This window comes from Rhizobium sp. SL42 (genome assembly GCF_021729845.1).
GTDB lineage: Bacteria > Pseudomonadota > Alphaproteobacteria > Rhizobiales > Rhizobiaceae > Allorhizobium.
Genome location: NZ_CP063397.1, coordinates 436,373 through 451,464, shown reverse-complemented (window position 1 = coordinate 451,464; position 15,092 = coordinate 436,373). Strand labels below are relative to the sequence as shown.

Here is a 15,092-nt window from a genome sequence, read left to right as displayed (position 1 = left end):
AGATGGCTTTCGCGATACGCATCGGGGTGATCGGCATCGATCACAACCATATCTACGGCATGCTGAACGGGATGCTGAACGTCGGTGGGGTCGTTGTCGGTTGGGCCACCGGTGCAGAAACGCCGGAGACCCTGCGTCACGTCTTTCGCCAGTCCTATCCCGGCGTGCCCGAGGTGCCGGTCGAGGCGATCCTTGAGGACGAGAGCATCAATCTCGTTCTCTGCGCCGGGATCAACAGCGAACGCGCGGGCACCGCGATGGATGCGATGCGGTATGGCAAGGATGTGCTTGTCGACAAGCCGGGTTGCACCTCGCAGCAGCAATTGGCGGATATCCGCAAGACGGTCGCCGAGACCGGACGGCGGTGGACGGTGTGTTTCTCCGAAAGGTTGCTGGTGCAGAGCGTGACCGTTGCGGACCAAATGATCGCCGAGGGTAGGATCGGCAAGGTGGTGCAGACAGTCGGGCTCGGCCCGCACCGGCTCAATGCGCATCTGCGGCAGCCATGGTTCTGGGACCGGGCTCGTTTCGGCGGGATCCTCACCGATATCTGCGCTCATCAGTTCGATCAGTTCCTGCATTTCACCGGATCCACGCAGGCCAGTGTCGTGACAGCGCATATCGGCAATGTCGCCAATCTCGAACGACCGGATTTCCAGGATTTCGGCGAAGTCATCCTGGCCGGAAACGGCGGACGTGGCTATGCGCGTGTCGACTGGTTGACACCGGATGGCCTGCCGACCTGGGGCGACGGGCGGATGACCATCGTAGGCACCGAAGGTTATATCGAGCTTCGCAAATATATCGACATTGCCGGCCAGCCTGGGACCGATCATGTCTTCGTGGTCGACAAGGCGGGGGTCTCTCGCGTCGATGCGGCGGGTGCCGGAACACCATTCTTCGGGCGGCTGGCCCGCGATCTCGAGCAGGGTACGGAAACCGCCATGCCCCAGGCCCACGCATTTCTGGCAACGGATCTGGCGCTTCAGGCGCAGCGAATGGCGGAAACGGGAGCAGGTCAATGAGCGAACGTATTCGAGTGGCGGTCGTCGGCGCTGGGATCGGCAAGGATCATCTGGCCGGCTATGCGGCACTGCCCGAACTCTTCGAGGTTCGCTATGTCTGCGATCTCAATGCAGCGCGCGCGCAGGAAGGATCCGAGCAAGTTCCCGGCAGCCGTCCGGTCGCCGACATACAGGAGGTCTTTGCCGATCCGCAGGTGGATGTCGTGGACATCTGCCTGCCGCCACTGCTGCACGCGCCGATGACGCTTGCCGCGCTGAAGGCTGGCAAACACGTCGTTTGCGAGAAGCCGTTGTCCGGGTCCTTGTCGGATGTGCGCAAGATCGTTGCGCTGGCTGCACAGGTGGGGCGGCAAGTGTTCCCAGTGTTCCAGTACCGCTATGGTGCCGGATATCGCGCGGCGCATGAACTCAAAATGCGAGGGCTGCTGGGCCGGCCCTATGCCCTGTCGCTGGAGACCCATTGGCAACGTGGCGCAGATTATTATGCGGAGCGCTGGCGCGGCACGTGGACGGGCGAGTTGGGCGGTGCGATCGTCAGCCATGCCTGCCACGCGCATAACCTCGTCTGCCATCTGGTCGGTAACATCGTTCAAGTGGCGGCATTTCTCGACACGCGGGTCAACCCAATCGAGACGGAGGATTGTGCGGCGATCAGCATGCGGACGGCCGAAGGCGCGCTGGTGACGTCGTCGATCACCTTGGGTGCGGCCGGAAATACATCGCGTTTCAGGGCCTTGTTCGAACATGTGACCATGACATCAAGCACCAATCCCTATCAGATTGGCGCTGGACCCTGGACGTTCGAGGCAAGCGATCCGGGGCGTCAGGCCGAGATCGATGCCATTGTGGCATCCGTTCCCGACATACCGCATCGGTTTGCCGGTCAGTTCAGCGACATGCATGCCCGCCTGACCGGAGGAGCCGACCTCTATCTGCCGTCGCTGGAGGAGGGATATCACTCTGTCGAACTGATGACCGCGATCTATGCATCGGCACGGGACGGGCAGGTGGTTTCTCTGCCACTTCATGCCGATCACCCATTGTCCGACGGCTGGCTTCTGGCCGGGGCGGAGGTCGCCGGATGATGGGCAGGTACCCGATCGTTCACGCGCCACCCCAGTTTTCCCGGATATAGGCTTCGAAAAAGTCCGAGAAGGTCGCCACCCTCAGGGGCAGGTGTTCATAGGGCGGATAGTAGAGAGTGAGCCAGATTTCCGGTGTCGACCAGCCCTCGAGGACCTGGACGAGCCTGCCCGTATCGAGGAATTCCTCGACGATGAAATGTGGCAGCATGGCAATACCCTCGCCGGCGACCGCGAGCTGGGTGAGAAAATCGCCATTGTTGACGGTAAAGCGGCCGCGCGCCTCGATGCTGCGGGTGGTGCCGGCCCGGCTCAACTCCCAGATTTCGCTCATCGAATGCTCCTGGTAACTGAGGCATTCGAGTTTGACCAGATCTTCGGGGACCTGTGGCGTGCCATGGGTCTCGAGGAACTGCCTCGAAGCGACCAGAAGGCGCGGCACCGGGCAGATCTTTCGCCAGATCGTCGACTTGTCGCTCGGTGGTCCCGAAATGCGGATCGCCAGATCGTAATCGTCCTCGACGATATCGACGAAGCGGTCGGAAAGGTCGATTGCGACCTGGGTCTGAGGGTGAATGATGCCGAACTGGCCAAGAACGGCGGGCAGAACTTTCATGCCGAGCGACATCGGCGCCGAAATCTTCAGCGATCCGGCAGTCACCTTCTGCAGGTCCTTGGTCTCTTCGGTGGCGCGTGCCAGCCCTTCGGCCAGGGGGGCCACGCGGGCGGCATAGGCGGCGCCTGCCGAGGTCAGCGACACCTTGCGGGTTGTCCGCAGAAGCAGCTGGATGCCAAGCCGGTCTTCGAGTGCTGCGACCGTGCGGGTGATCGAGGCAGGTGTGCTGTTGAGCAGCCGCGCCGCTGCGCTGAAGCTGCGTTCTTCGGCGACCGTCAGGAAGGTACGGATGGATTCCAGTTCGCCCACGGAGCAACCTTTACGAAAATCGCAATAGTGTTTGCCGAATTATGCCTATTCTATGAAAATAATCCATCCCCCATATTCGCTTCAACACTGAACACGAACCGTTTGGACGGGAAGGATCACAATCATGATTACCCAGATCAAAGGACTGCATCACGTCACCTCGATGGCCGCCGATGCCCAGACCAACAACGACTTCTTCACCAAGACGCTCGGCCTTCGCCGCGTCAAGAAGACGGTCAACTTCGATTCACCGGATGTCTATCACCTCTATTACGGCGATGAAGTCGGCAATGCAGGCTCGGTGATGACCTATTTCCCCTTCGCCAACATGGGTGCCGGCAAGCGCGGCACCGGCGAAGTCGCCGATACCGTCTTCTCCGTTCCGAAGGGCACTTTGCCTTTCTGGCAGGAGCGCCTGAGCAGCCAGGGCGTGGCCGAACTGGCTCCCTACACCCTGTTTGGCGAAAACCGCCTGCGCTTTGCCGGTCCGGATGGCGATGGTTTCTCGCTGGCGGAAGTCGACGGTGACCAGCGTCTTCCGTTTGACCGCGGGCCGGTGGCCACCTCCGAAGGTATTCACGGCTTTCGTGGCGTCACCATGCGTCTGCGTGACGAAGGTGCAACCGGTGAACTGCTGAAGTTCATGGGCTACCAGGAGATCGACAAGCAGGGCGAGATGGTGCGCTACGCCATTCCCGGCGGCAATGGCGCCGACTATGTCGATCTGGAGGTCCTGCCGGGCGCGAAACATGCCCAGGCCGGCGCCGGTTCGGTTCACCACGTCGCCTTTGCCGTGGATGACCGTGCAGCCCAGCTCGAAGTGCGCAAGGCGCTGCTCGATACGGGTTATCAAGTCACGCCGGTGATCGACCGCGACTACTTCTGGGCGATCTATTTCCGCACACCAGGCGGCGTGCTGTTCGAAATCGCCACAAACGAGCCGGGCTTCAACCGTGACGAGGACACCGCGCATCTCGGCGAGGCCTTGAAGCTGCCGACCCGCTACACCCAGTATCGCTCGCAGATCGAGGCGCATCTGCCGCAGATCAAGGATTGATTGCCTTTGCCGGCCCGATCAGGCCGGCACCTCCACATCGAACATTTCTCCAGCGCGAGGATCTTTTATGTCCATCGATAGCTATCAACATCTGCATCAGGCGCCCGAGGGTGATGCCCCGGTCGTCTTCACCTTTCATGGCACGGGCGGCGACGAACAGCAGTTTCCCGGCTTGATTGCCCGCATCCAGCCCAAGGCTGGCATCGTCTCGCCACGCGGCGATGTGTCCGAATATGGCGCCAATCGCTTCTTTCGTCGCACGGGAGAGGGCGTTTATGACATGCCCGATCTGGCCAAGCGAACGGATGCGATGATCGCCTTTGTCGCGGCATACAGGGAACGGTATCCGGGCCGCGCGTTCCAGGCGCTTGGTTATTCCAACGGTGCCAATATCCTGGCTTCGGTGATGTTCCAGGCGCCCGATCTGTTCGATCGGGCCGTGCTGATGCATCCGCTGATCCCGTGGACGCCGGCCGCGCAGCAGGGCCTTGCCGGCCGCCATGTTCTGATCACGGCGGGCCAGCGGGATCCGATCTGCCCGATGCCGCTGACGGAAGCGCTTGCAGCTTATCTTGAAGGCCAGGGCGCGATCGTCCAGACCGTGCTGCATCCGGGTGGACACGAGATCTCGCAGGGCGAGATCGAGGCGATCAGCACGTTTCTTCGGGCATGATACAAAGGCGGCACCGGTTTTGCCGGTGCCGCCTTTTGTCTTCACCGGCCCTGCCGGGGCTATCCGTTACCTATCCGTATGATCGCCTTGATCAGTCCGGTCTTCTCGCTTGCCCAGCGCGGCAGGTCCTCTGCTACATCGGCAAGCGTTGTGCGATGGGTGATCAGCTGGTCGATCGGTACCTGACCCCGGGCGATGCAATCGCGCACGTGATCGAAATCGATCTTCGTCGCATTGCGGCTGCCGATCAGGGTCATTTCACGCTTGTGGAATTCGGGGTCGGAGAAGACGATCTCTTCCTTCACGACGCTGACGAAAACCAGGCTGCCGCCATGGGCGACATAAGCGAAGGCTTTTTCCATCGAACCGCGATAGCCTGTGGCGTCATAGACGACATCGAATCCGTCGCCCTGCGTCCGGGCCGATACAGCCTCGACGACGCCGTCACCGGCCAGAATGCCCGAGGTGAAGCCCAGTCGTTCGGCGGCCATGGACAGCCGTTCGGCGCTGGTATCGAGCAAGGTTACGTCCTGGCCGGCGATACGGGCAAAGATTGCCGTGCCGAGGCCGATCGGCCCGGCGCCGATCACCAGGGCGCGGATCGTCTCTTGTCCAGCGGCCGGGATCGCCGCACGACGCACGGCATGGGCGCCGATAGCGAGAAACTCCACCGTTGCTGCCGATTCCAGCGAGAGATTGCTTGCCGGATACAGATTGCCCGCAGGCACGATGATTTCCTCGCACATGGCGCCGTCGGAATGCACGCCGAGCACGCTGATCGCCGTGCAGCAATTCGGCTTGCCCTTGCGACAGGCGATACAGGTGCCGCAGGCGATATAGGGGTTGACGATGACCGTCGTGCCCGGCGCCAGATCGACGCCCTGGCCGGCTTCGACGACGGTCGCCGAGATTTCGTGCCCCATGACGCGGGGATAGGCGAGGAAGGGATGTTTGCCCTCGTAGATGTGGTAGTCGGTGCCGCAGATGCCGACATGGCTTATCGCAAGGCGGGCAAAGCCCGGAGCTGGCGTCTGCGGCGATGGCCGATCAACGATTTCGAGGCGACCCGGTTCAAGGCAGAGCGCGGCTTTCATGGTATGTCCTTCCGGAAGACCCGGGATGTCTGGTCGAAAAAAGAGAGTGGGGACACCCGCTCCCGTGCGTGTGGCGATCAGCGGCTGCCGCGGCGGCGCAACTGGTCGAAATAGACGATCAGGATGATCAGGGCACCGGTGATGATGCGCTGCCAGAACGAGTTGACGTTCAGCAGGTTGGCACCGTTGTTGATCGTTGCCAGAATGAAGGCGCCGAGCAGCGGACCCTGGACCGAACCAACCGCGCCGAACAGGCTGGTGCCGCCGATGACCGATGAGGCGATGGCCTGCAATTCCCAGCCTTCGGCCTGCGTGGCGTTGCCGATGCCGATGCGGGATGCAAGCAGGATGCCGACAAAGGCAGCACAGGTGGAAGACAGGATATAGGCGAGATAGATCGTCCGGTTGACGTTGACGCCGGACAGTCGGGCCGCCTCGCTGTTGGAGCCGACGGCGAACAGATAACGGCCCCAGCGGCTGAGATGCAGGAACACATAGGCCGGAATGGCGACCACGATGACCATCCAGAACAGGCTTGGCACGCCGAGGAAATCGGCGCGGGCAAAATTGGTGAAAGCGTCGTTCGAGATAGAGATGGTCGAACCATTGGTGATCAGCAGGCCGATGCCGCGCAGCGAGGTCAGTGTCGCCAGCGTGATGATGAACGGCGGCAGGCCCATGCGCACGATGCCGAAAGCATGGAACATGCCGATCGCCACGCCGACAAGGAGGGTGATGCCCATGGCGATCCAGAGCGGCACCCCGGCGGCGAGCAGCCAGGCGAGAATGACACTGGCAAAACCGACCACCGCGCCGACCGACAGGTCGATGCCGGCGGTGATGATGACGAAGGTCTGGCCGACGGCGAGGATAGCCGTCATCGCACCCTGGCGCAGCAAGTTGCTGATGTTGTTGGGTGTCCAGAAGCTGTTGGTCGAAAAAGCCAGCAGCAACCAGAGGAACAACAGGAGGCCGAGCAGGGTCAGACTGAAAAGGATGCTCATGCCCCTTTTTGGCGCGACCTTGGTTTCGGTGGTGTCCAGGCTCATTGTCGTTCTCCCTGTCGTCTTTTTTGATGTCGTTCGTCTGGCAATGCCGGATGGAAAGCGGTTTTACACGCCGATCGCTTCGGTCAGCACGTCCTCATGCGAGGCGGCCCGGTAATCATGGCTGGCGACCAGCCTGCCCTGCCTGAAGACATGCAGGCGGTCGGCGAGTTCGTAGACTTCCGGCAGGTAGGAGGAGATCAGGATGATGCCCGCCCCCTGTTTCAGCAGTTCGCCAAACAGCCGGTAGATTTCCGCCTTGGTGCCGACGTCGACGCCGACGGTCGGTTCGTCGAAGATGAACAGGCGGGCGCCGTGGCTCAGCCACTTGCCGATGACGATCTTCTGCTGGTTGCCGCCGGACATGGCGGACGCGAGGACCGCACGGGTCGGCGTCTTGATCTTCAGGTCGTTGATCTGCTTGTCGGCATTGGTGGTCTCGAGCTTGCGACTGATGGTCAGGCCACGGCTCAAGCGCTTGAAGACCGGCAGGTTGATGTTGAGGCCGATCGGCAGGTTGAGACAAAGGCCCTGGTCACGGCGGCTTTCCGGGGCGAGCGCAATGCCGAGGTCCATGGCCTTGCGCTCGCTGTTGATGGTGACCTTTTTGCCGTCCCAGTAGACTTCCCCGGCCGAACAGGGCTGACGGCCATAGAGGCCAAGCGCAAATTCGCTGCGGCCGGCGCCGATCAGACCGTAAAGGCCGACGATCTCGCCGGCGTGAACCGTGATCGACACATCGTTGAAGCCGGGACCACTGAGGTCTTTCGTTTCCAGGATTGTCGCACCGATCGGCAGCTTTTCCTTGTGGTAGATCTGCTCGATCGAGCGGTTGATCATCAGGGAAATCAGCTCGGCATCGTTGGTCTCGCCAATCAGGCGGGTACCGACATGGGTGCCGTCGCGCAGGACCGAGACGCGGTCCGCCAGCTCGAAAACCTCCTCCATGCGGTGGCTGATATAAACGATGGTCACGCCTTCGGATTGCAGCCGGCGGATCAGGCGGAAGAGCTGGGCCGATTCCTGGCGGGTCAGATAAGCCGTCGGCTCGTCGAAGATGAGGAAACGGATGCCGCGCATGGCGGCGCGGGCGGTGGCGACCAGCTGCTGCTGGCCGATGGTGAGATTGGCCAGCGTTTCGCCGGCGGGCAGATTGAAACCGAGGTCGTCCAGGACATTCTGAGCGGCCGTGGTCATGGCGCTCTTGCGCATGATGCCGCCGGACGACATCTCGTCGCCAAGAAACATATTGGCGGCAACGGAAAGATGCGGGCAGAGGACGACTTCCTGATGCACCGCATTGATGCCGCGCTGGATCGCCTCGTTGGGGTCGGCGAGCGGCACGGGCTTGCCGCACCAACAGATCTCGCCGGATGTGCGGGGGATGACGCCGGTCAGGAGCTTGATCAGGGTGGATTTTCCAGCACCGTTTTCACCGACGATGGCGTGGATCTCGCCTGCCAGGAAGGTGATGGTCGCGGGTTTCAGGGCTTCGACGGCGCCATATTTCTTCTGCAGGCCGACAAGCTCGAGGATCGGTGTTCCCGGTGGAATCCGGTCCGTCTCCAGAAGCTCCGGCGTGTCGTCGTGCCTGTGGCTGAGATCGTGCAGTCCCGTCATCGTTTCCTCCCGCGATCGCGGTTGTCTCAAGAGCAGGCTGGCCTTCTCCCAAGGCTTTGCCCTCCCTGCATGAAAGTCACGCGCGACGCGAGCCGCGCGTGACGAAAGATCGGATCAGTTGACCTTCGGGTTCAGAAGGGCGTCGATCTTCGGCTCGGCCATGTTGGCCTTGGTTACGAGGTTGGCGCCGGTATCGACGAAGGTTTCGACCTTCTCGCCCTTGGAAACGGCAAGCGCGGTCTTCACGCCATCGTAACCCATCCGGTAGGGATCCTGCACGACGAGGCCGGCGAGCACGCCTTCCTTGAGGAAGCCGACCGTCTTTTCATCGGAGTCGAAGCCGATCACCTTGATCTTGTCGCCGAGCTTGTTTTCAGCGATCGCCTGGCCAACGCCCTGCGCCATGATCAGGTTGGAGGCGAAGACGCCGACAAGGTTCGGGTTCGCGGTGATCAGGTCGGTCATCATGTTGAGACCGGTGGTTGCCTGGCCGTCGGCATATTTGTCGGCAACGACCGTCAGGCCCGGATACTTGGCCTTGAGCTGCTCCATGAAACCATCATGGCGCTGGTCGAGCGAACCGACGCCCGGCAGGCTGGTGATGACGGCGATTTCGCCTTCTTCCTTGCCCGTGGCTTCCTTGATGGCCGCGGCAAGACCATCGGCGGCGATGCGGCCGCCCTGGACGTTGTCGGTGGTCAAGAAGGAGGTGAATGCCTTGGAGTCGGCGCTGGAGTCGATGCCGATGATCGGAACGGACTTGGCGGCTTCATCGATCGGCTTGCCGAGCGCCTTGAATTCGGTCGGCGAAATGACGACGGCAGCCGGCTTGCCGGCGACGGCGTTTTCAAGAATGCTGATCTGGCCGTTGATGTCGGATTCCGACTGCGCGCCGAGTTCCGGAACGGTGACGCCGAGATCCTTGCCAGCGGCGCGAGCGCCGGCAAGCACGATCTGCCAGTAGAAGGATGTGGTGTCCTTGACGATGATCGGGATGGTGACGTCCTGCGCAAAGGACGCAGCCGGCATTGCCGATACCATCATTGCAGCACCGGCAACCCCGATCAGGGCGCGGCGCGTCATGCTGTTCAGAATAGACATGTGGTTCTCCTCTCAATTTGCGTCCTGTTCCTCCAGTGAGATCTTCCCGCAGAACGCGACCGAGACGATCTTTTATCGATAAAAAACATTTTACCGAGGCACGCTACTCCAGCATTCTGGAGAAATCAAGCGGGCAGAAAACGCAAGCTCCCATTGCGTCAGATGCCTTGTTTTTCAGGCGTTCCGGCAGGCTCGCCCGCACGGGCCCGCGGCTAAACGCGGTGGACTTCCTCCGGATAGACGACGCCTTTCTTCAAGATGATATTGCCATAGATCCTGAGCTCCGTCGTGGCGACGATATAGGCCGCATTGGCGGCGCGCTCATAAAAGGCGAAGCGTTCAAGCGATGTCAGCTTGAAGTCGCCGCTGAGGCGCTGGACCATGGCGCCGAACTCCTGGCAGATCTCCGGAACGGTGATGGGATCGCCGACGATCTGCATGTACCAGGCTGCCTCGTCGACGAACTGATCAAGCGGCATATGCGCGAGAATGGCCTCGAGGACCGCCACGGCGCCGAGGCCATCGGCCCGCACAACGGGCGGCCCGATCGTGCTCGAGGGGAAATTGCCATCGGCGATGACGATTTCGTCGCCATGGCCCATGGTGGCTATGGCGTGAAGCAGTTCAGGTCCAAGCAGAGGATGAATTCCCTTCAGCATGGCATACTCCTATTCGCGGACCGGCACATCGCCGAGCGGCGGGGCGACCAGGGTGTGAGGCTCGAAGGGCGCGAAGGCGGAAGCGGGCAGTTCTTCCTCGGTCAGCGCCATGTTGCGGTTCAGGCTTTCCGGCTTTGCGGTCCCGATGATGACGGAGGCGACGGCCGGGTGCTGCAGCGGGAATTGCAAGGCATACTCGGCGAGCGGCCTTCCCGCGGCCTTGGCTACCTCCTCCATGGCGCGAACCTTGGCAATGATCTCGTCGGTTGCCGGCGTATAGTCGAAATGGGCGCCGGGGACGACGCCGGTCGCCAGGATGCCGGAATTGAAGACGCCGCCCGCGGTGATCGACGTGCCGCGTTTCTCGCAGAGCGGTAGCAATTCCTCGACGGCCGAGCGATCCAGCAGCGAGTAGCGCCCCGCCATTAGGATGACGTCGATGTCGATGTCGGCCATCATCGCGAGGCAGGCCGGCACTTCGTTGACGCCGAGACCGAAGGCCTTGATAGCACCGGAGGACTTGAGTTCGTCGAGGGCCTTGTAACCGCCGTCGCGCAACTGCTTCACGTAGCGGTCGTTGGCTTCGCGTCCATGCGTGTACACGCCGATGTCGTGGACATAGAGGATATCGATGCGGTTGAGGCCGAGCCGTGCGTAGCTGAAGTCGACCGATCGCATGATGCCGTCATAGCTGTAGTCATAAACCAGCTTGAAAGGCAGCGGATCGACGAAGCCGACATTGGGGATCTGATCGCGTGGAACCGGTGCCAGAAGGCGACCGACCTTGGTGGAGAGCACGTAGCTGTCTTCCGGCTTGTCGCGCAGGAAATCGCCGACATAACGTTCGGCCTGGCCGAAGCCGTAATGCGGGGCAGTATCGAAGTAGCGGATGCCGTGGTCCCAGGCTGCCTGGAGCGTCGCCAGGCCAGCCTCGCGCGGGCACGGGCGATAGAGGCCACCAAGTGGCGCCGTTCCGAAGCTGTATTCGGTGACGTCCAGGGTCGTTTTGCCGATGCGTCTGGTCTTCATGCTTCTCTTCCGGGTTTCTGTTTTACAGATCAGAGCGTGGCGCCGAGATGCCAGGGCACAAATTCATTGTCGCCATAACCGAACAGCTCACTCTTGGTCTTCTGACCGGAGGCGGTGTCGATGATCAGATCGAAGATCTCGCGGCCGAGTGCCGACACGGAAATGTCTCCCGAGGCGATCACGCCGCAGTCAATATCCATGTCCTCTTCCATAGCCCGGTATAGTGCTGTGTTGCTGGTCAGCTTGATCGACGGCACGGGGCGGCTGCCGAAACAGCTGCCGCGGCCCGTGGTGAAGGCGATCACATTGGCGCCGCCGGCAACCTGGCCTGTCGCCGATACCGGATCGTAGCCGGGGGTGTCCATGAAGACGAGGCCGTGTTCCGTGACGCGTTCGGCGTAGTTGTAGACGGCGGTCAGCGGCGAGCGGCCACCCTTGGCGACGGCCCCGAGCGACTTTTCGAGAATTGTGGTCAGGCCACCCTTCTTGTTGCCGGGCGAAGGATTGTTGTCGAGAGAAGCGCCGTGCTGCGCGACATAGGCTTCCCACCAGGAAATCAAACCGTCGAGCTTGACCGCAACGGCGTCGTTGACCGAGCGGCTGCGCAAAAGATGTTCGGCACCGTAGATCTCGGAGGTTTCGGAGAGGATGGCCGTTCCGCCTGCACCAGCGAGGAGATCAACGGCGACACCAAGTGCGGGGTTGGCGGTGATGCCGGAGAGACCGTCGGAGCCGCCGCATTGCAGGCCGACGATGATTTCACTGACCGAGATCGGCTCCCGACGCGCGGTGCCGACTTCGGCGGCGATTTCGCGCAGGATGCCAAGGGCATTTTCGACCGCACGGCGCGAACCGCCGGCATCCTGGATGTTGAAATGACGTTTTCCGGCGCCTGCGCCGCTCTGGCCGTAAAGGGTGAGCTGATTGACCTCGCAACCGAGGCCGACCATCAGCACGCCGGCGAAATTCACATGACGGGTGTAACCGGCCAGCGTGCGATGAAGGGTGCGCATGCCGTCGCCGGTCGAGCTCATGCCGCAGCCCTGGTCGTGGACGATCGGGACGAACCCGTCGATGCCGTCGTAGTGCGGCAGGATGGTGCGATTGGCCGCTTCGGCAATCGCCCGACAGACCGTGGTGGAACAGTTGACGCTGGCGATGATGCCGACGAAATTACGGGTCGCGGCACGGCCATCGGCGCGACGGTAGCCCATGAAGGTGCGTGCCTTGTCAGCCGGGGTTGCTGCTTCCGGCTGGGCAAGGCCGGTGACGGACAGGCGATCCTCATCGAAGGCAAGGTTGTGGGAATGGACATGATCACCGGCGGCAATGTCGCTGGTCGCACGACCGATGGCCTGGGCATATTTCACCACCGGCTCACCCTTGCGAATGTCGCGGACGGCAACCTTGTGGCCGGGGTCGATCCTGGTGCGCGCCAACGCGCCGCCGGGAAGCACTTCGCCGGCTTCGATTGCGATGGTCGTGACAGCGACATTGTCGTCTGCAGACAGCAGAATGCAGGCAGTCTTGCTCACCCGTTCTTTCTCCCTATAGCCCAACATTGAAGTCGGATCATTGCTTTTGTCTTTTATCTACAATAGACAGATTGACGTCAATGGCCATGATGCGGACAAAGCAGAAAAGCGCATGGCCGGCAGAACGGGAGATGATTGAAACTTCGGGAAATTCAGAATTTTCAAGCCTTTGCGCTTGATGGTTCTCTTTGCTGCCGATCAAGGGTAGATCGGGGCACGGCCCCGGATGTCGGATTCGGCGGCGCAACCAACCCAGACACGGCAAGACACATGGCCAAGCAAAACACCGTCTTCAAGGATGCGTATAACCGCACGCTGAAGCTGATCGGGGAGACCGACAGCCTGCCGTCCGAACCGGAGCTCGGCGGGATCCTCGGCGTCAGTCGGACAACCGTGCGCGCGGTGCTGACACGGCTTGGAGAAACCGGCCTTATCGTCTGGGACAAGCGGGCGAAAACGGTCCTCAGACGGCCGGTCAAGACCGATTATTTTCCGTCCGAGGAAACAGATTCCCTGTCGGAGATCATCGAGCGCAGCTTCATGCGCCGCATCCTTGCCGGCGGTGCGCAGCCGGGCATGCAGATCAATGAACTGGAGCTGGCGCGCGAGATCGGCACGGGGACGACGAGCGTCCGCGAATTCCTGATCCGTTTCAGCCGTTTCGGGCTGATCGAAAAGCGGCCGAACAGCCATTGGGTGCTCAAGGGATTCACCCGCGAGTTCGCACTGGAGCTGACGGAGGTGCGTGAGATGTTCGAACTGCGCTCGGCGGCGCGATTTGGCCATCTGGATGAAGATCACCCCGCCTGGGGCGAGCTGAAAGAGGTCGAGGCCCAGCACCGCGCATTGCTGGCGGATATCGACAATCGCTATTCCGAATTCTCCGAACTCGACGAACGTTTCCATCTGCTGGTTCAAAAGGCGTCCAGCAACAGGTTCATCATCGATTTCTACGACATCATCTCGATCGTCTTCCACTATCACTACCAGTGGAACAAGACCAATGCGCGCGCCCGCAATGCGCGGGCTCTCGAAGAGCATCTCGACTATATCGACGCCTTGTTTTCACGCGATGAGAGGCGGATCGAGGAGGCTTGCCGGCGGCATCTGAAATCCGCCCGCGAGACGCTGCTGCAATCGATCCAGGATGCGGAGTGACGCGCCCGCGACCCTGGATCACGTCGGAGCGCCGCCCTTTGAGCGCATGCGCTTGCGGAATGCAGTCGGTTTCTCGTTGAAGCGATCGCTGAAGGCTTCATAAAATCGCGACACCGAGCCGAAGCCGGATTCGAAGGAGACGTCGGTGATCGACAGGTCGGTTGCAATCAGCAGCGACTGGGCCGTGTCGAGGCGGTGGCGGATAATCGCCTGGTTGATCGTCAGGCCGACGGCGCGCTTGAAGACGGACATGGCATAGTTAGGATGCAGACCCGCATCGCGACCGACGTCCTCGGCCGAGATTTCATCCAGCGCGTGCTCGGCAATGTAGCGCAGCATGCGTTCGACATTCTCCACCCTTTCGCTGTCGCTATGGCCGAGGCTGGCAATCGCCGAGCCTTCCTCGCGCAGGTCGCGCCAGCCGTCGCGTTCTATGCGCAACACGCGAGCGGTCAGTTCGTTGCGGACGATTTCGCTCAATCCCTCGTCGCCCGACAGAAGCTCCTCGCGCCAGCGCAGGAAGATGTCGCGGTCGTAAGGGCGAAGTTCCGTCGCCTCGATCATCGCGCCGCGAAACACCGCGTCGCGAAATCGGGTAAGATTGGCGAGCCCAAGGAAGAAGGACATCGGCACATAGAGGCATATGAAGCGGGTTCCGTCCGCGCGATCGATCACCTGGTGCGGGATCATGCCCCAGAACAGGCACAGGCGGCCCTTGCCGACGGTCAATTCGCGGCCGTCGAACCAGTAGGTCATATGACCATCAAGGACGAAATTGAGTTCGATCTGGCTGTGCATATGCGGACCGGCCATGCGCTGGACGAAAAGGGCTTCGCCGGCACAAAAGCGATGGTCACCGAAGATCACCAGCGGATGACGCGGGTCGTGGTCGGGATGAACGGGGACGGATTCGTCCTGAACAACGGGTTGCTGAGGCATCATGCTTAGGATCCCGGATAAGTTACCTAAAAAGTCGGTAGATTATTACGGCTTTGCGGCTGATGATCAAGGTGAGCTGACCTGCATGTCCGGTGGGATCCGGACCGCACCAGTTCTGCCATATGCGATGCATACCGGTCATAGGGAGG

Annotated in this window: 15 protein-coding genes; 5 read left to right on the top strand and 10 right to left on the bottom strand. The window is 61.4% G+C overall.

What is annotated here, in order from left to right; all coding sequences use genetic code 11:
• Positions 1-2: 2 nt before the first annotated feature.
• Positions 3-1,025, top strand: coding sequence for a Gfo/Idh/MocA family protein (locus IM739_RS01990; RefSeq protein WP_237369596.1), 1,023 nt, complete (start codon positions 3-5; stop codon positions 1,023-1,025).
• Positions 1,022-2,110 carry a Gfo/Idh/MocA family protein gene (locus IM739_RS01985; RefSeq protein WP_237369595.1) on the top strand — a complete coding sequence of 363 codons (1,089 nt, stop codon included), beginning with the start codon at positions 1,022-1,024 and terminating at the stop codon, positions 2,108-2,110. Before IM739_RS01990 ends, IM739_RS01985 begins: the two co-directional genes overlap by 4 nt.
• Positions 2,111-2,129: 19 nt before the next feature.
• On the opposite strand, the gene IM739_RS01980 is transcribed toward IM739_RS01985, so the two are convergent.
• Positions 2,130-3,032, bottom strand: a complete 903-nt coding sequence (locus tag IM739_RS01980; protein ID WP_237369594.1) for a LysR family transcriptional regulator — start codon at positions 3,030-3,032, stop codon at positions 2,130-2,132.
• 124 nt (positions 3,033-3,156) lie between these two features.
• Here IM739_RS01980 and IM739_RS01975 point away from each other — a divergent pair, with 124 nt between their 5' ends.
• Both IM739_RS01975 and IM739_RS01970 read left to right on the top strand, forming a co-directional pair.
• Positions 3,157-4,089 carry a VOC family protein gene (locus IM739_RS01975; RefSeq protein ID WP_237369593.1) on the top strand — a complete coding sequence of 311 codons (933 nt, stop codon included), beginning with the start codon at positions 3,157-3,159 and terminating at the stop codon, positions 4,087-4,089.
• Between the two features lie 67 nt (positions 4,090-4,156).
• A complete protein-coding gene (locus IM739_RS01970) occupies positions 4,157-4,762 on the top strand; it encodes an alpha/beta hydrolase (RefSeq protein WP_237369592.1) in 606 nt (201 codons plus the stop codon).
• A 59-nt stretch (positions 4,763-4,821) separates the two neighbouring features.
• Here IM739_RS01970 and IM739_RS01965 read toward each other — a convergent pair whose 3' ends face one another.
• From IM739_RS01965 to IM739_RS01930, 8 genes are all read right to left on the bottom strand, one after another.
• On the bottom strand, positions 4,822-5,856 hold the full coding sequence (locus IM739_RS01965; protein WP_237369591.1) for a zinc-binding alcohol dehydrogenase family protein: 1,035 nt from the start codon (positions 5,854-5,856) through the stop codon (positions 4,822-4,824).
• A 77-nt stretch (positions 5,857-5,933) separates the two neighbouring features.
• Positions 5,934-6,905: an ABC transporter permease gene (locus IM739_RS01960; protein WP_237369590.1), complete on the bottom strand. Its 972-nt coding sequence runs from the start codon at positions 6,903-6,905 to the stop codon at positions 5,934-5,936.
• A 63-nt stretch (positions 6,906-6,968) separates the two neighbouring features.
• Positions 6,969-8,522, bottom strand: coding sequence for a sugar ABC transporter ATP-binding protein (locus tag IM739_RS01955; RefSeq protein WP_237369589.1), 1,554 nt, complete (start codon positions 8,520-8,522; stop codon positions 6,969-6,971).
• Positions 8,523-8,636: 114 nt separating this feature from the next.
• Positions 8,637-9,623: an ABC transporter substrate-binding protein gene (locus tag IM739_RS01950; protein WP_237369588.1), complete on the bottom strand. Its 987-nt coding sequence runs from the start codon at positions 9,621-9,623 to the stop codon at positions 8,637-8,639.
• Between the two features lie 212 nt (positions 9,624-9,835).
• Positions 9,836-10,282, bottom strand: a complete 447-nt coding sequence (locus tag IM739_RS01945; RefSeq protein WP_237369587.1) for an RbsD/FucU family protein — start codon at positions 10,280-10,282, stop codon at positions 9,836-9,838.
• A gap of 9 nt (positions 10,283-10,291) precedes the next feature.
• Positions 10,292-11,311: an aldo/keto reductase gene (locus IM739_RS01940; protein ID WP_237369586.1), complete on the bottom strand. Its 1,020-nt coding sequence runs from the start codon at positions 11,309-11,311 to the stop codon at positions 10,292-10,294.
• A 29-nt stretch (positions 11,312-11,340) separates the two neighbouring features.
• The gene (locus tag IM739_RS01935) at positions 11,341-12,873 is read right to left on the bottom strand and encodes a UxaA family hydrolase (protein ID WP_237369585.1); all 1,533 of its coding nucleotides are present in this window, start codon (positions 12,871-12,873) and stop codon (positions 11,341-11,343) included.
• A 10-nt stretch (positions 12,874-12,883) separates the two neighbouring features.
• Positions 12,884-13,048, bottom strand: coding sequence for a hypothetical protein (locus IM739_RS01930; protein ID WP_237369584.1), 165 nt, complete (start codon positions 13,046-13,048; stop codon positions 12,884-12,886).
• Positions 13,049-13,116: 68 nt separating this feature from the next.
• Here IM739_RS01930 and IM739_RS01925 point away from each other — a divergent pair, with 68 nt between their 5' ends.
• Positions 13,117-14,004: a GntR family transcriptional regulator gene (locus tag IM739_RS01925; RefSeq protein ID WP_237369583.1), complete on the top strand. Its 888-nt coding sequence runs from the start codon at positions 13,117-13,119 to the stop codon at positions 14,002-14,004.
• A gap of 18 nt (positions 14,005-14,022) precedes the next feature.
• Here the strand turns inward: IM739_RS01925 and IM739_RS01920 are convergent, their stop codons facing one another.
• A complete protein-coding gene (locus tag IM739_RS01920) occupies positions 14,023-14,946 on the bottom strand; it encodes a helix-turn-helix domain-containing protein (RefSeq protein WP_237369582.1) in 924 nt (307 codons plus the stop codon).
• Positions 14,947-15,092 lie beyond the last annotated feature (146 nt).